17 protein-coding genes are annotated in these 20,957 nt (G+C 65.5%); 7 read left to right on the forward strand and 10 right to left on the reverse strand.

The features are described from left to right. Window positions 1-9 precede the first annotated feature (9 nt). From AC1DFC_RS17700 to AC1DFC_RS17720, 5 genes are read right to left on the reverse strand one after another with little or no spacing between them, the layout of a single operon-like run. Window positions 10-921, reverse strand: a complete 912-nt coding sequence (locus tag AC1DFC_RS17700; RefSeq protein WP_413313148.1) for a DUF6999 family protein — start codon at window positions 919-921, stop codon at window positions 10-12. Beyond that, complete coding sequence (locus AC1DFC_RS17705; RefSeq protein ID WP_478179678.1) at window positions 905-2,827, reverse strand: iron-containing redox enzyme family protein; 1,923 nt, start codon at window positions 2,825-2,827, stop codon at window positions 905-907. The genes AC1DFC_RS17700 and AC1DFC_RS17705 overlap by 17 nt, the downstream gene beginning before the upstream one ends. A gap of 3 nt (window positions 2,828-2,830) precedes the next feature. After that, window positions 2,831-3,772 carry a fatty acid desaturase gene (locus AC1DFC_RS17710; RefSeq protein ID WP_413331465.1) on the reverse strand — a complete coding sequence of 314 codons (942 nt, stop codon included), beginning with the start codon at window positions 3,770-3,772 and terminating at the stop codon, window positions 2,831-2,833. Next, window positions 3,753-4,526, reverse strand: coding sequence for a sterol desaturase family protein (locus AC1DFC_RS17715; RefSeq protein WP_413331464.1), 774 nt, complete (start codon window positions 4,524-4,526; stop codon window positions 3,753-3,755). Before AC1DFC_RS17715 ends, AC1DFC_RS17710 begins: the two co-directional genes overlap by 20 nt. A gap of 9 nt (window positions 4,527-4,535) precedes the next feature. Further along, on the reverse strand, window positions 4,536-6,110 hold the full coding sequence (locus tag AC1DFC_RS17720; RefSeq protein WP_478179679.1) for a phospholipase D-like domain-containing protein: 1,575 nt from the start codon (window positions 6,108-6,110) through the stop codon (window positions 4,536-4,538). Window positions 6,111-6,253: 143 nt separating this feature from the next. Between AC1DFC_RS17720 and AC1DFC_RS17725 the strand changes: the two genes are divergently transcribed. After that, the gene (locus AC1DFC_RS17725; RefSeq protein WP_478179680.1) at window positions 6,254-6,805 is read left to right on the forward strand and encodes a peroxiredoxin; all 552 of its coding nucleotides are present in this window, start codon (window positions 6,254-6,256) and stop codon (window positions 6,803-6,805) included. A gap of 19 nt (window positions 6,806-6,824) precedes the next feature. Here AC1DFC_RS17725 and AC1DFC_RS17730 read toward each other — a convergent pair whose 3' ends face one another. From AC1DFC_RS17730 to AC1DFC_RS17740, 3 genes are all read right to left on the reverse strand, one after another. Then, the gene (locus AC1DFC_RS17730; RefSeq protein ID WP_478179681.1) at window positions 6,825-8,252 is read right to left on the reverse strand and encodes an HlyD family type I secretion periplasmic adaptor subunit; all 1,428 of its coding nucleotides are present in this window, start codon (window positions 8,250-8,252) and stop codon (window positions 6,825-6,827) included. Continuing rightward, window positions 8,249-10,531, reverse strand: a complete 2,283-nt coding sequence (locus AC1DFC_RS17735) for a peptidase domain-containing ABC transporter (protein ID WP_478179738.1) — start codon at window positions 10,529-10,531, stop codon at window positions 8,249-8,251. Before AC1DFC_RS17735 ends, AC1DFC_RS17730 begins: the two co-directional genes overlap by 4 nt. Before the next feature lie 206 nt (window positions 10,532-10,737). Next, window positions 10,738-12,249, reverse strand: coding sequence for a DUF4214 domain-containing protein (locus AC1DFC_RS17740; RefSeq protein ID WP_478179682.1), 1,512 nt, complete (start codon window positions 12,247-12,249; stop codon window positions 10,738-10,740). A gap of 329 nt (window positions 12,250-12,578) precedes the next feature. On the opposite strand from AC1DFC_RS17740, the gene AC1DFC_RS17745 reads away from it, so the two are divergent. The 4 genes from AC1DFC_RS17745 (at window position 12,579) to moeA (ending at window position 17,261) form a co-directional block, all read left to right on the forward strand. Then, complete coding sequence (locus tag AC1DFC_RS17745) at window positions 12,579-14,012, forward strand: aldehyde dehydrogenase family protein (RefSeq protein ID WP_478179683.1); 1,434 nt, start codon at window positions 12,579-12,581, stop codon at window positions 14,010-14,012. A 137-nt stretch (window positions 14,013-14,149) separates the two neighbouring features. Next, complete coding sequence (gene moaA / locus AC1DFC_RS17750) at window positions 14,150-15,301, forward strand: GTP 3',8-cyclase MoaA (RefSeq protein WP_007836684.1); 1,152 nt, start codon at window positions 14,150-14,152, stop codon at window positions 15,299-15,301. Beyond that, window positions 15,298-15,951 carry a molybdenum cofactor guanylyltransferase MobA gene (gene mobA / locus AC1DFC_RS17755; protein WP_413331459.1) on the forward strand — a complete coding sequence of 218 codons (654 nt, stop codon included), beginning with the start codon at window positions 15,298-15,300 and terminating at the stop codon, window positions 15,949-15,951. The genes moaA and mobA overlap by 4 nt, the downstream gene beginning before the upstream one ends. Beyond that, window positions 15,948-17,261, forward strand: coding sequence for a molybdopterin molybdotransferase MoeA (gene moeA, locus AC1DFC_RS17760; protein WP_478179684.1), 1,314 nt, complete (start codon window positions 15,948-15,950; stop codon window positions 17,259-17,261). The genes mobA and moeA overlap by 4 nt, the downstream gene beginning before the upstream one ends. Before the next feature lie 13 nt (window positions 17,262-17,274). On the opposite strand, the gene rnhA is transcribed toward moeA, so the two are convergent. Further along, complete coding sequence (rnhA, locus tag AC1DFC_RS17765) at window positions 17,275-17,724, reverse strand: ribonuclease HI (protein WP_056518034.1); 450 nt, start codon at window positions 17,722-17,724, stop codon at window positions 17,275-17,277. 42 nt (window positions 17,725-17,766) lie between these two features. Continuing rightward, window positions 17,767-18,537, reverse strand: a complete 771-nt coding sequence (locus AC1DFC_RS17770) for a class I SAM-dependent methyltransferase (RefSeq protein ID WP_193386569.1) — start codon at window positions 18,535-18,537, stop codon at window positions 17,767-17,769. Here AC1DFC_RS17770 and gloB point away from each other — a divergent pair. Both gloB and AC1DFC_RS17780 read left to right on the forward strand, forming a co-directional pair. Beyond that, window positions 18,536-19,324: a hydroxyacylglutathione hydrolase gene (gene gloB / locus AC1DFC_RS17775; protein WP_413331457.1), complete on the forward strand. Its 789-nt coding sequence runs from the start codon at window positions 18,536-18,538 to the stop codon at window positions 19,322-19,324. The genes AC1DFC_RS17770 and gloB overlap by 2 nt on opposite strands. Beyond that, on the forward strand, window positions 19,321-20,925 hold the full coding sequence (locus AC1DFC_RS17780) for a transglycosylase SLT domain-containing protein (protein WP_478179685.1): 1,605 nt from the start codon (window positions 19,321-19,323) through the stop codon (window positions 20,923-20,925). Before gloB ends, AC1DFC_RS17780 begins: the two co-directional genes overlap by 4 nt. Window positions 20,926-20,957: the final 32 nt, after the last annotated feature.

Consider the following 20,957-nt stretch of genomic DNA (forward strand, 5'->3'; position numbering starts at 1 on the left):
AGCATACGCCTATGCAAGTGGCTGCTCGCACGGGGAGGTCTCTGGCGCCCCGGTTTCCTGGGCCGCCTGCATCCGCTGGAGCAGGCTATGCAGCATCTCGGTGGACAGCCCGTGGATCACCAGCCGATGCCCCGCCCGCAGTGTCGACAGGGGCACGAGCGGGTGCTTGTTGTTGACCAGAATGAGGTGTTCGGGCGCGGCCAGGATCGTGGCTGCGTAGATGCCGATGGTTTCGTCCAGCTGCAGGGAGTTGGCGGCACGCCAGAAATCGTTGTCCGTCAGCATCAGCTGGTAAAGCGGCGTAAAAAGCTCGATCGCGCTTTGCAGGTCGAGAAAATTGAGCTTTCCCTGGGGCATGTCTTCCAGCCGCGGGCCGGGCTCCCTGATCATCGAGAAATCGACCTGTTCCGCCTTGCGCAACGCCACGCCCTTGTCGCGCAGCGCCTTGTTCAGCCGGATCACGAAATTGAACAGGTTCAGGTCGTGCTTCAGGAACATCTCGTCCTTCAGCGCGTCGATGCCGGCCGGCTCCAGCGGGCTCGTCGCTACCGGGGCCGGCGAGTTTCGCCCGATGAAGGCCAGCACCTGCGAGCCCAGGTGAAAGTGCCGCAGGATCAGCCAATTGGCCTCCGGCGAAACAAAGCGCTTCAGCCCCCACGCGAGAAGTCGGTGCAGCAGCATCGAATGCGACCAGTTGCGCGGCACGAACACCTTCACGATCTGGATCAGGATGATCGTCAGCCGCGCGATCGGCCGCAGGAACGGCAGCAGGTACTGGCGCGACGCCGAACTCGAATCGGCCAGCCACGCGGCCTTGACGTCGTCGGGCAGCGGCGTGCTCTGGTCGAGGTAGAGCGCCAGCCAGGGGCTGGGGTCGCGCTCGTCGTGCGCCTGGGTCAGGAAATCAGGTGTTCGGTCCATGGGGCCTGCGTTCGGTGATGTGCTGGAACTGCATCAGGTACAGCGCGGCCGTATGGYGCGCGGTGTCGGCTATCTGTCGGGCGGCGCGCGCGTGCCCCTCTACGGCCATGACCATCTCGACCGCCGTGAGCCAGCGGCTCAGGTGATGCTCGTCGTTGTGACCGTGGTATTCGAGGAAGCGGAAGGCATCGGGTGGCAGCTTCAGGCCGGACTTGAGCAGCGGCAGCAGCGCCGGCACGATGCGCTGGCCCGTGCCCTCGATGATGTAGATCGCGCCCAGCAATCCGATCGGGTCGCGCGTGGCGGCCAGGCCATGCAGGTAGGCGTTGAGCGCCTCGCCGCCGGGGTTGCGGCGCAGGTCTTCGATGTTCTCGACCATGCCGCCGGCCTTGCGGTAGTCGCTGAAGAGGATGTTGAAGTCGTTCTGCTCCTCCCCCGCGTGCACGCCGATCAGCGAGGCCAGCATCTGGTACGGCTCGCTCAGCGAGGCGGCGCCTTCGCGCATCCACAGGCTGCCTTCGCGAACCTGGGGCACCCATTGCTCCATCCAGTTCAGGTAGTCGGGCACGGCAAAGCGGCGCTCGCGGATCTGGCGGACCAGCGGCGTGCGCCAGACCCGGGAGCGGTAGTCGTGCCAGATGGCGGCCAGTTCGGTCAACAAGGCACCGAGGCCCTCGGGCGCGGCGGCCGGGTCGTGCGGAGGCGCGATCACGAGGTCGTCGTCAGGCGCCGCTGCCGCCGCCGCGCGCGATGCGGCAACCACCGGCACGGCATCGACCGCCTCCACTTCGAGCAGCATGTACGCCGCCATGAATCGCCCCGACTCTGGCACGTAGCAGAAGATCTGCTCGCCGGGATTCAGCGCCCTGGTGTGCAGGAATTCGGCCAGCATCACGAGGATCGACGCGGCCCCGGTGTTGCCGCGCCAAGCCAGGTTGCTCCACCAGCGCTCGCGCGGGATCGACAGGTCGGCCTTGGCCATCAGGTCCTCGACCACCGGGATGAATTTTTCCGACGAGTAGTGGCAGAGAAAGTGATCGACCCGCTTCGGATCGACCCAGCCGTCGCGCACGAGACCCGCGTACTCGTGGATGCCGATGTCGAACAGGTGCGGCAGCAGACGGATGTCCTGGCGCAGCGACAGCGCGCCGGCAGCTTCGGCCTCGGCCCAGGAACCGAAATCGAGGTGGCCGCGTGCCCGGTCTTCGGTCAGCCCGAGCTGCATGCACACCGGGTAGTCGCCCGAGAAGGCGCGCTGGTGCACCCACTTCAGCTTCAGCCGCAACCCCGGTGCACCGGCCAGTGCGGGCGTACCGTCGGACAGCAGCAAGGCGCCCGCGCCATCGGACAGCATCCAGCGCAGGAAGTGAGAGTCGAAGTCTGTCTCGTAGCCGCGCGCCGCGAAGCGCGAGCGCTTGAAGAGGCGCGACGGCATCTCGCTGGCCACCGCCACCGCCGAGCGGTGCGCCCCCAGCTCGATGCCCTGCGCGGCCGTCTGGATCGCCGACACGCCCGCCGCGCAGATGCCGTGCACCGAATGCGTCTCCATCGGCTGCGCCGTCAGCTCGCCCTGGATCATGTTGGCAAAGCCTGGCATCAGCGTGTCGCCGCCCGACGAGCCGCTGGCCAGCAGCGACACGCGCGACAGCTCCGCGCCGCCCCGCCGCAGGCAGTCGCGGATCGCACCTGCCGCCAGTTGCGCATTGGTGTGGCGGGTCACGCCTTCCTCGTCGATGGCGTAGTGCCGCGTGAGGATGCCGTTCTCCGCCAGGATGCGCCGCTTGATGCGCTCCGACATGCGGTTGAGCGGCGCGATGTAGGCGTCCATGCGGTCGTTGGGAATGGGCTCGCCCGGCATGAAGTAGCCGGCGCTTTCGAGGTAGACGCGTTGAAATGAGACGGGCATGGTTCAGTTGATGGGTGAATCGGGAGGCATCAGCGGGCGGCTGCGAAAACGCGGCCACACGGCCCCCAGCAGGAACACCCGCACCATGTACGGCACCAGCCCGCCCTCGTTGAGCGCAGGGTCCACCTGCGCGCGGTAGCGCGTGCGATGCAGGCGGGTGAGCTCGGACCAATGGGCATGCGAGTTTTCGTGGTGTGCGGTGTGCAGGCCGATGTTGAACAGCAAGGGGTTCACCAGCCCCTCGAAATTGCGGGCGTAGTTCAGCCGGCTACCCGGGGTATCGCCCTGCGCCTCCTTGCGAGGCGCCTTCCGGCCGTCGGCGTGGGCATGCTGCAGGTAATTGGTCGCCAGCAGCCAGTGCAGGCCGTGCAGTTGCGGCACGATGACGAAGACCAGCGCCTTGCGCCAGTCGAGCCCCAGCAGCACCGCCCAGCTGGCCAGCCACAGCGCGTACTGCGCCATGCAGTAGCGCCACGCGCCTCGCCTATGCAGCCGCAGCCGAGCAAGCCAGGCGAAGAACACCGGCATCAACACCCACACCGCCTGGAACGGATGCAGCAGGTAACCCCGCAGATGGTTGGTGTCGCCGCCGAAGCGGTAGGTGCGCGCCACGTCCTTCGAGCCATGCCGGTGGCGATGGTGGTTGGCCACGTGCGCAGGCCAGAACACGAAGGTCGGGTGTCCCTGCAGCAACGTGATCCAGAAGTCCGTCAACCGGTTCATGCCCCGCCCGCGCCACATGCGCAGATGCACATGGTTGTGATGGATCACGCCGACGCCGAGCGTCAGGAACAGCGTCATCCCATATAGCAGGACATCGAAGCCATGGAACCACTGCCACGCAGCCAGCCCAGGCAACGCGACGAGATAGGCAAGGCTCTGCCAGTCGCGCCGGTGACGCAGCCGCGGCAGGTGGCGGCTCGCGTCAGGCCGTGGTCGCGCCATGCTTCTTGCGGAAGGCCTGGAGAACCGGCTCGGCTGCATCGGCCGCGACGCGCGTTCCGAACAGCCGGTCCATGAACGTGAATTGAAAACCGTAGTTGCCGTTGTGCACGGCATGGTGCAGATGGTGCCGGCGGCTCGCCGCGAACCAGTGGCTGTACGACACGCCCGTGAAGAAGTCGTAGTTCGAATGCCCGATGCAGTTGAAGAACAGGCTGAACACCGGCACCGCCGCGAGCGACCAGAAGCTGAAGTCGTGCACCACCATCGGCAGCAGGATCACGTTGCCGAGCATCAGCGCCTCGACGGGGTGAAAGCTGTAGGTGGCCCACGGGGTGGTCACGAACGAGCGGTGATGCGGCCCGTGAAAGCGCCGCAGCCAGCGCGCATGCAAAAGCCGGTGATTGATCCAGAAATGCACGTCGTTCCAAAAGGCGAGCGCGAGGATCTCGACCGCGACTTGCCGCCAACCCGCATCGCCGTCGAGCCGCGCCCAGCCCAGCTGCAGCAGCCCCCATGGAAACACCATGCCCAGCCCGAAGATCAGCACCGACACCCCCGACTGCCCCAGTTCGCGCCGCAGCTGCCCCGGCTGCAGCGGCCGCGGATCGAGTTCGCGCCCGATGCCCAGCGCCGGCAGCGCGCGCTTCGTCAGCAGCCACGTGAGGCCGCCAAAACAGAGATAGATGCCGCCGAAAAAAAGCACGCCCCACAGCATGACCTGCGGGGCGGACAACGAGGTGAAGGTCTGCGCCATCCCCCGAGGCTACAACAGCATCTCGGGAACGATCGGCGCGATGAGCATGTTGTAGAAGCGCTGGAAGAAGCCCGACTCCGGCTCCGAGGTCAGGATCATCTCTTTCTCGCCGTCGTTCGTCAGCCATTGCAGCGTGCCGGTGTCCTTGGCCAGCCGCAGCCGGTAGGAATTCTGCAGCTTGCTGATGTTGATGACGCGCAACATCTCGCGCGCCAGTTGCGGGCTGTCGACCACCACCCCCATCTCGGTGTTCTGGCTGGCCGAGCGCGGGTCGAGATTCATCGAGCCGATGAAGATGCGCGTCCTGTCGATCGCAGCGGTCTTGGAGTGCAGCCGCCCCAGCGACTTGCCGAACATGCCGAAGCGCTCGCCCGCGCTGGTGCGCTGCGGGCTCAGTTCGTAGAGGTCGGCGCCGCTTTCGAGCAGCCGCTGGCGGTAGCGCGCATAGCCGGTGTGCACCAGCGGCTCGTCGTTGGCCGCCAAGGAATTGGTCAGCAGCGTGAGCTTGACCTTGCGCCTGGCCAGGTCCTCGAAAGCCTCCATGCCGCGCTCGCCCGGCACAAGGTACGGCGAGGTCAGGTCGACCTCGGTCTTGGCGTCGAGCAACAGCGCCCAGACCTTCATCGTCACGCTGGTGGCGATGGCCTCGTCGGCGGACATGGTCGCGGGCTTGGTGGGCGGGTCGGCGATGGCGCGGGCTTCGCCCCACAGCAGGCCCATGCGGCCGCCGTCGAGCTCCTCGGCAATGGGCCCGTAGCCGAGGATGTCGGATGGCGGCAGCACGATCTTCGGTGGTGGCGCGGCCATGCCCACCCAACTGTCGAAATYGGCGCCGTTCGGCCTGCGGCCGCCCTCGCCCGTCACGATGTCGGCAATCGGCCAGACCTGCACGCTGTTCCAGTAGGCGTCGAAGATCGATTCGAGCTGCGGCACCACCTTGCCGGTCACCAGCGCATCCATGTCGATGAAGTTCTGCGCCTCGCTGAGCACGAAATACTCTTCGGCGATGTTGCGCCCGCCTACCACCGCCATCACGCCGTCGGCGATGAAGAGCTTGTTGTGCATGCGGTGGTTGAGCCGCGAAATCTCCCACGGCGACGCCGCGAAGCGCGACAGGAAGCCGTTGCGCCCGCAGCAGAACGGGTTGAACAGGCGCACGTCGACGTTCGGCGTCTCCGAGAGCGCCAGCAGCAGCTGCTGGCTCTTGACGGTATACAGGTCGTCCACCAGCACCCGCACCTTGACGCCGCGCATCGCCGCCTCGCGCAGCGTGCGCAGCAGCAGGCGGCCGACGGCGTCGTTCTCGAGCTGGTAATACTGCACCACCAGCGAGCGCTGGGCCCGCTGGGCGAGTTGGATGCGCGCGTCGAGCGAGTACACGCCCAGCGGCATCAGCCGGAAGCCCGAGTGCTCGCCGGGCGGCGTGGATGCGGCGGCAATCTTCGCGAGCGTGGTCGACGGGTCGGCGGAGGCGGCAAATTCGGGGGGCCGTTCCCGTGCCGGCGGCAGCGAACCGCAGGCGCCGAGTGCCGCGATCAGGGCGCCAGCGAGCGCGAGGCGCAGAAGCAAGAGGCAGGCGTTCATGATGGTGCTTCCATGGCGTGGTTCTTCCCCGTCGTTTCTTCAATTGTTCTGCTCAATACGCGGGCCGGCCTGCACCGGTTTCAAGGGCCCCTTTTGGGGACGCCCGGCCTAGAATTCGGCCCACATCGCTGCGGAGTTACATCATGGCCCGTTCGCACCTCCATCGCATCGCCTGGATGACGGTTTTTTCAGCCCTGGCGCATCCCGCCTGGGCCGCGCTGGACATCGGCGACCCCGTCCCCAGGTTCACCGCCACCGCGGCCCTGGGCGGCAAGACCTTCCGTTACTCGCTGGCCGACGCTCTCGCGAAGGGGCCGGTGGTGCTGTACTTCTTTCCAGCGGCCGATTCCAACGACTGCTCGATCGAGGCCCACGCCTTCGCCGAGGCCGTGGACCAGTTCGCCGCACTGGGCGCCAGCGTGATCGGCGTTTCGGCGGACGACATCGGCACCTTGTCGAAGTTCTCGGTCAAGTCCTGCCAGAGCCGCTTTCCGGTGGCGTCGGACGAGGGCAAGACCGTGATCCAGGGTTTCGACGCGCTGATGCAGACGCGGCCCGACTTCGCCAACCGCCTGTCGTACGTGATCTCGCCGGACGGCAAGGTCGCCTACTACTACCAGAACCTGAATCCGGACAAGCATGTGGAGCGCACGCTGAATGCGGTGAAGGCGCTGCCGAGATCCACGGCAAAGTAAGCAAAGGGCCAGGCCCGCTCTATCGAACCCGGACGCCCTCGTTCCAGCCCTTTTCCAGCGGATTCAGCACCAGCTGGATCAACCGGCGCCTATCGGTCTGGATGTCCGCCTGAAGGCTCATGCCGGATTGCAGGGCCTGGGGGCGCCCTTTGACCCAGATGCTGGCATCGGGCCCCGCGAGCGCAATCTGCACGCGGTAGGCAAGGCCGTTTGTTCGCTGGTCCGAATTGCTGCTGTCGAAGTTGCGATTGCCGGATGCGGACTGGCCCGTGCCCGTCTGCTTGTCGAGCGCCTGCGGATTCTGGAACTCCGCGTCCGCACTGACCCATTTCACCCTGCCGGCCACGGCCCCGTATTGCGTGAAGGGAAAGCTGTCGAGCTTGACCTCGACGGGCTGGCCGATCTTGACGTAGCCGATGTCGTTGTTGCTGAGGAAGACTTCGGCGATCAACGGTGTATTCTCGGGAACGATCGTCAGGAGCGGCTGATTGGCCGCCACCGCACTCCCCAGTGTCGTGACCCCGAGGCTCTGGACCACACCGGACACTGGCGCACGCAAGGTCTTCAGGCCATTGAGTTGCTGGGCCTTTTCGAACTCGGCCTGGAGACTCGCGCCCTCCCGGCTTGCCTGCTCGACCTCCGCAAGGATCTGCACCTTGCGCTCCTGCTCCACGGCCGCTTGACGGAAGCGCGCCTCCTGGAGCCCAGCAGCAAGCTGCGCCAGCGTCTGGCTTTGCGCCGCCAGGTCATGCTCCAGGCCTACCACTTCCTGCTCTTGTTTGAGGCGCTCGCCTTCGCTGAAGAAGCCTTCCTTTACGAGTGCCAGGCTCTGCTGGTAGCGCTTAGTCGCGAGCCCGAGATTCAAGCGCAATTTCGTGTGCGTCGACTCGGCCGCCCTGAGGGCCTTCGTCTTTTCGTCGACCGATGCCCTGGCTTCCGCTAGCTTGGCTTCGAATGCCGCTTCGCGGGCTTGGATCGTCGCCATCTGGTCGGGCGTCAACGCCAGCGTTCTCGCCGCGCCGGAACCGCCGCCCGGCACCGACATAGGCAGGTGCTGCCCCTTCATCTCCACCATGAGCCGCGCCATCTGCTGCTGATTCTGCTGCAGCCGTTGCTGGCTGCTGGAGAGATCGGCCTGGGACAAGGTTGGATCTAGTTCGATCAGGAGATCGCCTTCCTTGACGCGTTGACCTTCGCGCACGTGGATGACGCGCACGAGGGCCGGCTCGATCGTCTGCATGACCTTCACACGCCCATCGGGAATCAGCCTGCCGGGCGCCGTCGCCACAATCTCGATCTCTCCGATACACGCCCAGGCAATGGCGCCGAGCAACAGCACCGCCAGCGCCCACATCAGGCCACTGGCAAATGGCGCAGGAGGCGCTTCCTCGATGGCGAGCGCCGGGCTGTGAAACGCTCGCTCCTTCGGGGACAGCACGACGCTCATGCTTCCGTCTCCGCGGGGTTGCCGCGCCGTTCGGGACGATGCGCTGCATGGGGCTTGCGGACACCAGTCAGCGGCTCGTGCTGCTGCATGGCCCAGAGCCTCGCAAACTCGCCTTGCTGCGCAATGAGTTCCTGCAACCCGCCCTGCTCCACCACCTTGCCGCTGTCGAGCACGACGATGCGGCTGCAATGCCGCAGCGTGGAGAGCCGGTGGGCAATCATGATGACCGTGCGGCCACGGCAGATCTGCGCCATGTTGGCCTGGATGGCCTGCTCGCTCTCAACGTCCAGCGCACTGGTAGCCTCGTCCAGGATCAGGATACGCGGGTCTCCCGTCAGTGCCCGGGCGATCGCGATGCGCTGGCGCTGCCCGCCGGACAAAAGGGCACCGCGTTCGCCGACCGGCGTGTGGTAGCCCTGCGGCAAAGCCGTGATGAATTCGTGCGCCCCCGCCTGCTGCGCCGCGAAGACGATGCGGTCAAAGGACATCCCCGGGTGGGCGACTGCAATGTTTTCCGCAATCGTCCCGCTGAACAGGAAACTGTCTTGCAGCACGACGCCGATCTGCCTACGCAACTGCTGGGGATCGGCATGCGCGATGTCGTGGCCATCGACCAGCACGCGCCCGGCCTCCACGCCGTACAGCCGCTGAATGAGTTTGGTGAGCGTCGACTTGCCGCATCCGGAGCGCCCCACGATGCCCACCACTTCGCCCGGTTCCAGCAGAAGGCTTACATCGTTCAGCACCAGCGGCGTTTCTGGCTGGTAGCGGAAGTGGATCGAACGCAACTCGACGCGGCCCTTCAATGGCGGCATGGCCTGGACACCTGCGTTGGTGGGCTCCGGCTGCGCATTCATGAGGTCGCCCATGCGGTCGACCGAAAGCTTGACCTGCTGGAAGTTCTGCCATAGTCCCACCAGCCGGGACACCGGCTGCAACACCTGTCCGGCGAGCATCTGGAAGGCAATAAGCCCCCCGACGGTGAGATCGTTGTTCATCACCAGCGTAGTGCCGACCCAGAGCACTGCCAGTGTCAGCATCCGCTGGACTGCCTGCGAAATGCTCTGCGCCGCATTGCCCAACTTGCTGACATCGAACCCGGCTGCCACCTGCCGCGCGGCCAGCAGGTCCCATTTGCGCTGCCACACGGGCGCCAGCGCGAGGCTCTTCAGCGTATGGATGCCCTGGATGCTCTCGACCATGAAGCTGCCGGCCTCCGCGCTGCGATCGAACTTCGTCTGCAGCGCCGTCGCAAAGATGGGCTGGGCCACCAGCGTCACGAGGGCAAGAATCGGTAGGCCGATGAGCGTCACGATGGTCAGCTTGATACTATAGAGCAGCATCACCGAGATGAAGATGCCGATGAAGAGCCCATCGACCAATGTCGTCAGTGCGCCGCCCGTGAAGAAACTGCGGATGTTTTCGAGCTCGCGTGTGCGAGCCAGCGTGTCGCCGGCCTGGCGCTGTTCGAAATATCGGATGGGCAGGCTGAGCACATGGCGGAACAGATCGCTCGACAGGCCGGCGTCGAGACGAGCAGACGTATGCGCGAGCATGTATCCGCGCAACGTGTTGGTCACGGCTTCGAAGACGATCAGGCCCGCCATGCCGATACCGAGAACATGCAGGGTCGACAGGCTCTTGTGCATCAGGACCTTGTCGATGATGACCTGGCTGAACAGGGGCGTCGTCAACGCAACCAGTTGGAGCAGAAATGCGCCGAGCAGCACCTGCCCCAGCGGCTTGCGATAGCGCCACAGCACTGGCGCGAACCACCCGAGGCCAAAGCGGCGGGAGCCCGAGCCGCCGATTGCGCCGAGTTGCAGGGGTTGGCGGAAGCAAATGACGGCAAGAGTGCCCCTTTCTCCATGGCTTTCGACGAGCTCTGCCATCGAAACCCATTTGAATTTGGAGGTCTGGGGTATCCAGAGGAGGAGTTCCCCCGAAACCTGTGCCGGATCGACTGCAGATTCGTCCGCAACACCAGGGTGCCGACCGGTGGAAGGCCCGCGCTTTTCGCGCCGGGCAACCACAGTGACCACGTTTCCATCGGCGCCAACGATCACGCAAGGGATGGGGAGCGAGCGCGCCCCACCGCGCTGTTTGAGTAGCCGCCATTTGCGTGACGGGCGTTCCTGGATCCGCAGGGGTTTCGACACGAGCCCCAGGTGCTGCGCCGCATGTTGCAGCTCTTGTGTGCCGATGGGGGTTTCAGGACGCCAGCCCATCGCCTCGCCGAGCGCCTGTACGCTCATTTCCAGAGAGAAAAAAGCAATCACGGGCTGCAATGCGGCGAGACCTTGAAGCGCACGAAAAGAGGCGCCGCCAACCTCAGTAGGCATTTTTTGACCGCCAGAATTTATGGGAGGCTGCGGATAAATCACGCTCCGCTCTCCATTTCTTCAATTTGGTCCAGGCGCTTCATCCAACCCAAGTTTCAACCATGCAAAGGCTGCGGCGACACGAGAGCGACAGGCCGCTCACTTCACGCTGTCAACAAGAAATTGACTTGCGATAGTTGCGCCAGCGTAGCGTGATGGAATGTGATGTTTTGGGCCCCGTCAGTGAAAACTACATCTTGGCCGCTTTGCGTCATATGACCGAGTACATCGGCACTACCGCTATATCCAAACCCAACGAATTTCAATTGATCTACATTTTCCAATCCAAATACCTGGTCGTTTCCAGGCCGAAGGGAATCAAACGTAAAGACGTCTGCACCACGACCACCAATTAACGTATTGCCGCCTTGTCCACCGAGCAACTCATCGCTCCAGCTTCCAAAGCTTGAAGCCATGAAATTTGCCTGCCCAGACATGGTGTTTGCGCGAAACTCCGTTGAATCCGAAAATCCAACTACAGCATCGGCACGTGACATTCCATGATCGAGCGCATTGACCCAGGCGGCCAACCCAGCCTGATCAGGTTCTCGCCCTAAAACATTTTTATAAAGGAGCGTCGCAAACTGATTATTGTTAAGCGCTCCGTAGGTATTTTGAAACTCGACTGATCCAACGAAACCCTGCGCAACCGATTTGATCGTTTGCGCACCAGCATCCAGTGCATTGACCCAATTAACAAAACCAGTTCCATCTGGCTCTCTGTTTAGAGTAGCCTTGTAAAGGCGAAAAACCTCGCCTTGGTGCTCATTGCTGAATCGCGCCGTCATATAGGCATCAACGCCTGTCGCACTATTATTTTTGAATTCCATTGACTCAGAAAAACCCACCACCACATTGGCTCTGGAATTTCCGGCATCGAGAGATTGAACCCATGCAGAAAGGCCGTTACTATCAGGAGTCCGCCCAAGGACATTCTTATAGAGCAAAGTCACGAATTGCGTATTGTTGAGGGCCCCGTAATTTGCTTGAAATTCCGTAGAATTTACGAAGGTTGCCGCAGCAGCCCCTACGGTCATTCCACTTTTCAATGCAGTCACCCATTCTTGAAAGCCACCAATATCGGGCTCCCTCCCCAATGTCGCTTGGTATAGCCGATAAGCGCTCCCATACCAAGAATTGGAGGCTCCGGTTATGCCATCGCCGCCGTCGATCGTGTCGTTGCCGCTTCCCCCGACCAACGCATCGTTGCCCCACCCGCCAGTGATCTTGTCGTCACCACTGCCACCGTTGAGGTAGACAGAACTCGTGGCCCCCCAGGCCGTGAGGGTGTCATTGAAGTCAGAGCCAAGGACTGCATAGATCTGCGAAAGCGTGTCGCGATTGCCCCAGCCATCCGTCGCGGTACCCGACCGGAGATCGACGCTGACACCGGCGGGACCATCGTTGTAGTGAACTATGACCGCGCCGGTGTTGTTCCCGGTGATGAAGTCGTTGCCTTGTCCGCCCCAGATGTCGTCGTTCCCTTCATCACTGAAGATGGAATCGTTGCCTGCGCCGCCGTCGATGAGATCATTTCCGGCACCGCCGTGGATGATGTCTGAACCTGAGGTTCCTACCAAAGTATCGTTTCCGGGGGTGCCGTCGATGATCGCCACAGTACGTTCCTTCGTTTTTAAGTAAGACCTACCAACGCTTGTAGCGCTCCTCGCTGCCGATACAAACGCTCCAGGGTCATGGGCTTCACCCCTTCCCCCTTAAACCAGCACTGCTGGTCTACAGGTATCGTATCTGCTTGTATCCATATTTCATCAATGAAACACGCGCCCGGCTCGTGCTTTTTCCACGGATGACTGGCTTTTCGCGGCGCCCTTTGAGAGAGCAATACTTAAATACTAAGTTTTTTTAGGTAACGTTTCCCTGATCGGCGCTCCAGGACAGGAGCGGCCGGACAGAGATGTTTTCGGTCCGCGCAAAATCCAACCCCATGCAGCTCAACTACATCGCCAACGCGCACGTCCCGTCCTCCTCCGGCCGCACCCTGGCCGTCATCGACCCTTCCGACGGCCAGGTTTTCGACGAAATCCAGCGCAGCAACGCGGCCGATATCGACTCCGCCGTGCGCGCCGCGCGCGACTGCTTCGAGGGTGTCTGGCACAAGGTCAGCGCGGCCGACCGCAGCCGCCTGCTCTACAAGCTCTCGCAGAAGATCGCCGAGCACGTCGACGAGCTCGCGCTGATCGAGCAGCGCGACTGCGGCAAGCCGGTGAAGCAGGCGCGCGCCGACGCTGTGGCACTGGTTCGCTATTTCGAGTTCTATGCCGGCGCCTGCGACAAGCTGCACGGCGAGACCATCCCCTACCAGGACGGCTACAGCGTCTTCACCTGGCGCGAGCCGCACGGCGTCACCGGCCACATCATTCCGTGGAACTACCCGATGCAGATCTTCGGGCGCAGCGTGGGCGGCGCCCTGGCGGCTGGCAACGTGTGCGTGGTCAAGCCGGCGGAAGACGCCTGCCTCTCGCTGATCCGCGTGGCGCAGCTCGCGGCCGAGGTCGGGTTCCCGGCCGGCGCGCTGAACATCGTGACGGGCTACGGGCACGAGGTGGGGGACGCGCTCGCTCGGCACGAGGGCATCGACCACATCAGCTTCACCGGCAGCCCGAAGATCGGCACGCTGATCCAGCAGGTAGCGGCCGAGCGGCACTGCCCGGTCACGCTGGAGCTGGGCGGCAAGAGTCCGCAGATCATCTTCGCGGACGCTGACCTGGACGCGGCCATTCCCGTGGTCATCAATGCCATCGTGCAGAACGCCGGGCAGACCTGCTCGGCCGGCTCGCGGGTGCTGATCCAGCGCGACATCTACGAACCGCTGCTGGAGCGCCTGGGCCACGCCTTCGAGGCGCTGCGCGTCGGCCCCGCGGCCATGGATCTCGACGTGGGCCCGCTGATCCGCCAGACGCAGCAGCAGCGCGTGTGGGACTTCTTGAGCGATGCGCAACATGCCGGCATCCCGATGGTGGCGCAGGGCATCGTGGTCGACGAAGCGCCCGAGACCGGCTTCTACCAGGCGCCCACCCTGCTGCGCGACGTGCCGGTGAATCACCGGCTCGCACAGGAAGAGGTGTTCGGCCCGGTGCTGGCGGCCATGGTCTTCGCCGACGAAGACGAAGCCGTGGCGCTTGCCAACGCCACGCAGTTCGGCCTGGTCGCCGGCGTGTGGACCACCGACGGATCGCGCCAGTTCCGCATGGCCAGGCGCGTGAGGAGCGGCCAGGTGTTCATCAACAACTATGGCGCGGGCGGGGGCGTCGAGCTGCCGTTCGGCGGCGTGAAGTCCTCAGGCTACGGCCGCGAAAAGGGTTTCGAGGCCCTCTACGGCTTCACCACGCTCAAGACCGTCGCCGTCAAGCACGGCTGAGGCCAAGGGCCGGCCCGGCAGCCGCCCAAACAGAGCGCATTCCAGAACATTGACCTGGGACATGGTTTACGCAGCGGCGATCAAGTAGCCTGAGGTTCACAGGCCCTTGGGCCGTGGCGCAAAATCGGACCCGCTTCATGAAAAACAGCAGCAATACCGTCATTCCGATCTCCACGATCGGCCGCGCACGTCCCGCCGTGGCCGTGCCGGAGGTCGCCGTGCCCGCCACGGGGGTGCTGCTCGACCGCCTCGGCCGGCCCATGACCGACCTGCGCATCAGCGTGACCGACCGGTGCAACTTTCGCTGCAGCTACTGCATGCCGAAGGACGTGTTCGACAAGGACTACAAGTACCTGCCGCACAGCGCGCTGCTGAGTTTTGAAGAAATGACGCGGCTGGCCCGCCTGTTCGCTGCGCACGGCGTGCGCAAGATCCGCCTGACCGGCGGCGAGCCGCTGCTGCGCAAGAACATCGAAGGCCTCATCGAACAACTCGCCGGGATCCGCTCGCCCTCCGGCGAGCCGCTGGCGCTGACGCTCACCACCAACGGCTCGTTGCTCGCGCGCAAGGCCGCCGGGCTGCGGGCTGCAGGCCTGCAGCGCGTGACCGTGAGCCTCGACAGCCTCGACGACGCCGTGTTCCGCCACATGAACGACGTCGACTTTCCGGTGGCCGATGTGCTCGCCGGCATCGACGCGGCGCTGGCCGCCGGCCTCGGCCCCATCAAGGTCAACATGGTCGTCAAGCGCGGTACCAACGAGCAGGAAATACTGCCGATGGCCCGCTACTTCCGCACGCACCACGGCGGCAAGGTGGTGCTGCGCTTCATCGAATACATGGATGTGGGCGCCACCAACGGCTGGCGCATGGACGAGGTGCTGCCCTCGGCCGACGTCATCGCTCGCATCCATGCCGAATTTCCGCTGGTGCCGCTGGAAGCCGCCACGCCCGGCGAGACCGCCCAGCGCTGGGCCTATGCCGACGGCAGCGGCGAGATCGGCGTGATCAGCAGCGTCACGCAGGCCTTCTGCCACGACTGCAGCCGCGCGCGCCTGTCGACCGAAGGCAAGCTGTACCTCTGCCTCTTCGCCAGCGCCGGCCACGACCTGCGCCCGCTGCTGCGCGGCACCGCCAGCGACGACGACATCGCCTCGGCCATCGGCCACATTTGGCAGGGCCGTGCCGACCGCTACTCCGAGCTGCGCGCCCTGCGTGGGCCTGACAACGACAGCGGCGATGCCGGCGGCAAGGCGCCGCGCCGCGTCGAGATGAGCTACATCGGCGGATGACGCAGGCGCCCGCCATGCCCGCGCACGCCTTCATCGCGGCCGCCGACATCACGGGGCTTCTGCTGGCCGGCGGACGCGGCTCTCGCATGGGCGGGGTCGACAAGGGACTGCAGCTTTTCAACGGCGAGCCGCTGGCTCTGCATGCGATCCGGCGGCTGGGGTCGCAGGTCGGCCAGCTCATCGTCAATGCCAACCGCAACCTCGCCGACTACGAAGCCTTCGGCGTGCCGGTGTGGCCCGACAGCCTCGCGGACTATCCGGGGCCGCTCGCGGGCTTTCTCACCGGGTTGGAGCACTGCACGACACCCTGGCTGTTGACCGTACCTTGCGACACACCGCTATTTCCGCCAGACCTCGCCGTCCGGCTCGCCGAAGCGGTGGCCGCCGAAAATGCAGAGATCGCGATGGTCAACGCACCCGAAATCTCCGAAGGCGAGGTGGTGCTGCGCCTCCAACCCGTCTTCTGCCTGCTGCGCGCCGACCTGCGCGAGAGCCTGCGGCGCTACACCGAAGCCGGCGGCCGCAAGGTCCACGCATGGACCGCACAGCACCGCACAGTGCACGTGCCCTTCAACCGCCCCGGCGACGCGCCCGACGCTTTCTTCAACGCCAACACCCTGGCCGAACTGCACGCCCTCGAAAACCGATGAGCCGCATCGCAGACATCGCCTCCGCCCTTTCGGGCTACGACGCTGCCATCGACCTGAGCGTCGAGGCCGTCCACGCTTTTCTCTCGCAACTCACGGCCTCGGCGGTCGTCACGCAACGGGAGACCGTCTCCCTGCTCGACGCGCTCGGCCGCGTGCTGGCCGAAGACATCGTCTCGCCCATCAGCGTGCCGCCGCACGACAACTCCGCCATGGACGGCTACGCCTTCGACGGCGCGGTGCTGCCGCGGGACGCACCCATCGACGTCTCGGTCACGCTGCGCGTGGCGGGAACGGCGCTGGCCGGCGCCGCCTGGCGTGGCACGCTGGGTTCAGGCGATGCGGTGCGCATCATGACCGGCGCCATGATGCCGGCGGGCCTCGACACCGTCGTGCCGCAGGAGTTCTGCAAGGTCGATGGCGACCGCGTGTGTTTCCCGGCCAGGGTGCTGCGCCGCGGCGACAACCGCCGCCTTGCGGGCGAAGACCTGATGCAGGGCCAGACCGCGCTGCGCAAGGGCGAACGCCTGTCGCCCGCCGCGCTCGGCATGGTCGCGAGCCTCGGCCTGCCGGACGTGCCTGCGCTGCGGCGGCTGCGGGTGGCCTACTTCTCGACCGGCGACGAGATCCTGAGCCTCGGCGACGCGCCGCGCGAAGGCGCCGTGTACGACAGCAATCGCTACACCGTGTTCGGCATGCTCGCGCGGCTGGGCTGCGAGGTGATCGACCTCGGCCTCGTGCGCGACGATCCGGCCACGCTCGCCGCCGCATTGCGGCGCGCCGCGCGCGAGGCCGATGCCATCGTCACCAGCGGCGGTGTCAGCGCCGGTGTGGCCGACCACACGCGCGACGTGATGCAGCAACTGGGCGACATGGCGTTCTGGCGCGTGGCCATGCGCCCGGGCCGGCCGCTGGCGGTGGGATTGATCCCGCGCGAGGCGTCGCCGCAGCCAGCGGTGCTGTTCGGACTGCCGGGCAATCCGGTGGCCGTGATGGTGACCTTCCTGGCCTTCGTGCGGCCGGCGCTGCTGCGCCTGATGGGCTGCCACGACGCGGCAGCCGCGCCACCGCCCTTGCTGCGTGCACGCTGCACGGGTCCGATTCGCAAGAAGCCGGGCCGCACCGAGTACCAGCGCGGCTTCGTGAAGACCATGCCGGACGCGTTGCCTGAGGTGTGCGTCGCGAGCCATCAGGGCTCGGGGGTGCTCAGCTCGATGGTCGAAGCCAACGGGCTCGTGGTGCTGCACCACGATCAGGGCAATGTCGCGGCGGGCGGCGAAGTCGACGTGATGATGTTCGACGGCAACATCTAGGCGCCCCGAACGGTCAGATCCGGCCCAAGGCCTTGTCCACGCCCTTGTTGGCCAGCATGTCGGCGCGCTCGTTGCCCGGGTCTCCCGAGTGGCCCTTGACCCAGCGCCACTCGATCTGGTGGCCGCCCTCGCTCACCAGCTTGTCGAGCCGCTGCCAGAGTTCGACGTTCTTCACGGGCTGCTTGCTGGCTGTCATCCAGCCCTTGGCCTTCCAGCCGCGGATCCACTCGGTGATGCCCTTGCGCACGTACTGGCTGTCCAGGTAAAGCAGCACCTTGCAGGGCCGCTTGAGCGCGGCCAGGCCTTCGATGACGGCAGTCAGCTCCATGCGGTTGTTGGTGGTGTCGAGTTCACCGCCGAACAGGTCTTTCTCGGTGGAGCCCGACTTGAGCCACGCGCCCCAGCCGCCAGGGCCGGGGTTTCCCTTGCACGCGCCATCGGTGTAGATCACGACTTCGTTCAAACCGGCTTTTCCTTCTTCATCATCATTCGTTTTCGTTCATTCTCAATTCTTGCCGACCTCGTTGCGGTGCACCTTGCCCGCGATGGGCACCGGCGCCGTGGCGCGGGCGCCCGAGCGGCGCCACTCGGCGCTCAGCAGGCGCATGCCGCGCACCCGCTTCACGGCGACCAGGAAGTAGGCTGCGCCAAAGATCGGCCACCAGCGCTCGCCGGCGGCATCCATCCAGCGCGAGCGCTCCAGCCAGGCTTCGCTGCGCACCGCAGGCCGGTAGACGCCGAAGCGGCCCGACTCCACCTCGAAGCTCAGGAGCCGCAGCCAGTCGCGCATGCGCCAGTAGCCGATGAACTCCCCGCCTTCGGGCAGGTACAGGTCGCCGATGCCGAGCCGGCGATAGAGGTGTGCGCGTCGCTGCCGCATGCCCCAGAGGCTGGCCGGATTGAACCCGCAGATCACCACGCGGCCCTCGGGCACCAGCACCCGCTCCACCTCGCGCAGGGTGGCGTGCGGATCAGGGCTCAGTTCGAGCGCGTGCGGCATCACCACCAGGTCGAGGCTGTTGGCTGCAAACGGCAGTGCCGCGAAGTCGGTCAGGAGCGTCGCCCTGCCGCCTCGGGCGGGGTCGTCCAGCGCCAGCCAGCGGTGCGGCATGCGGTTGGCGCGCAAGCCGTCGACCTCGGCCGCACCCAGCTGCAGCGCGTGATAGCCGAACACGTCGGCCACCGCCTGATCGAACTGGGCCTGCTCCCAAGCCAGAAGGTAGCGCCCCGGGGGGGTCGCGAACCAATCCTGCAAACCTATAATTTGACCGCTCATGACCCTTGTTCCGCTGCCCGCCTTCGCTGACAACTACATCTGGATGCTGCACGACGGGTCCCACGCCATCGTGGTGGATCCGGGCGACGCCCAACCGGTGTTCGACGCGCTGGCGCGCCACAAGCTGCAGCTGGCCGCGATTCTAGTCACGCACCACCATCCCGATCACACAGGGGGCGTGGCCGCGCTGCACGAGGCCACCGGCGCACCCGTGTGGGGGCCGGCGCGCGAGCGCATTCCCGAGCCGTTCACGCCGCTGGCGCAAGGCGACATTGCCGAGGTGCTCGGCCTGCGCTTCGAGGTCATCGACGTGCCGGGCCATACGGCCGGCCACATCGCGTACTTTCTGCCTGCGGCGCAAACGGCGGGTGGCGATGCGCCGCTGCTGTTCTGCGGCGACACGCTGTTCTCCGGCGGCTGCGGGCGCCTGTTCGAAGGCACCCCCGCGCAGATGCTGGCTTCGCTCGATGCGCTTGCCGCATTGCCGGGCGACACGCGTGTCTGCTGTGCGCACGAATACACACTTTCTAACCTGCGTTTTGCCCAGGCGGTGGAACCGGGCAACGCCGAACTGGATCACTACAACGCGCGCTGCGAAAGCCTGCGCGCGCAGGGGCAGCCCACGCTGCCGTCGCAACTGGCAATCGAACGCCAGGTCAACCCCTTTCTTCGCAGCCGCGAAGCCACTGTCCTTCGAGCGGTGCGTGCCCACGCCGAGCTGGCTGCCGATGCAGTCGAGGCCGACGTGTTCGCCGCACTGCGCCAATGGAAAAACGACTTCCGATGAAACTGATCGCTGCCACCTGCCTTGCAGGTTCACTGGTGCTCGCGGGCTGCGCGGGCACGAGCAACAACAACTCCTCCCCCTCTTCTTCGTCGGCCGGCGGCACCGGCGCCAAGGCCACGGGTAGTGCGGCCCCCATCTACCCACGCGACTCTCTCTCGCCCCTCGCCACCGGACAGGCCCAATCGCAGAGCGTGGTCACGCTCGCGCCACCGGTCGACATGTGGGACCGCATCCGCCGCGGCTTCAAGATGCCCAACCTCGACAGCGACCTGGTGCGCGATCGCGAGCAGTGGTATTCCAGCCGGCCCGACTACATCCAGCGCATGACGGAGCGCTCGAACAAGTACATCTTCCACATCGTCGAGGAGCTCGAGCGGCGCAACATGCCGACCGAACTCGCACTGCTGCCCTACATCGAGAGCGCGTTCAATCCGCAGGCCATCTCCAGCGCGCGCGCCGCGGGCATGTGGCAGTTCATGCCGGCCACCGGCACCGACTTCGACCTGAAGCAGAACATCTTCCGCGACGACCGCCGCGACGTGGTGGCCTCCACCCGCGCCGCGCTCGACTACCTGCAGAAGCTCTATGGCATGTTCGGCGACTGGCAACTGGCCCTGGCCGCCTACAACTGGGGCGAAGGCAGCGTGAGCCGCGCCATCGCCAAGAACCAGCGCCTGGGCCTGCCCACCACCTACAGCGACCTCACGATGCCCGCCGAGACGCGGCTCTACGTGCCCAAGCTGCAGGCCGTGAAGAACATCGTGGCGAATCCGCAGGCCTTCAACACCGAGCTGCCGTTGATCGCCAACCACCCGTACTTCCAGACCGTCACGCTCACGCGTGACCTTGACGTGGAACTCGCGGCCAAGCTTGCCGACGTGCGGCTCGAAGACTTCCGCGCGCTCAACCCCGCTGCGCACAAACCGGTGCTGATCGCAGCCGGCACGCCGCAGATCCTGCTGCCGTGGGACAACGCGGCCGTGTTCCAGCGCAACTTCGATGCCTATTCGCAGGGTCAGTACGCCAGCTGGACCGCCTGGGTCGTGCCCAACACCATGACCGTGGCCGACGCGGCCCAGCGCTCCGGCATGAGCGAAAGCGACCTGCGCGCCATCAACAACGTGCCGCCGCGCATGCTCATCAAGGCCGGCTCGACGCTGATCGTGCCGCGCGGCGCCCGCGTGAAGGAAGACGTGGCGGCCGTGGTGGCCGACGGCGGCCACCTGAGTTTCCAGCCCGAAATCATCACCCACCGCACGACGGTGAAGGCCGGCCGCGCGGACAGCGTCGCCAGCATTGCGCGCCGCTACAACCTCAAGCCCGCCAACGTGGCCGAGTGGAACGACGTGAAGCCCAACCACGCCTTCAAGCGCGGCTTCAGCGTGGTGGTGTACCTGCCGATCCGCGCCACGGTGGCGGCGCGCGCCGGCACCGGCGTGGCGGTCGCGCGCGGACACGCGGTGGCGGTATCTGCGAAGCGCGGCGCACCGGTGAAGGTTTCGGCGCCGCGGGGCACCAATGTCGTCAAGGTGCCTGCCAGCAGCAAGCAGCAGGTGGTGCGCGAGAAGCGCGGCGGCACGCCGGCCAAGAAAAAACGCTGAAACGGCGCTCTTCCTGCTTCGGCCTCTGGAGG

Source organism: Variovorax sp. 10L421 (assembly GCF_056395365.1).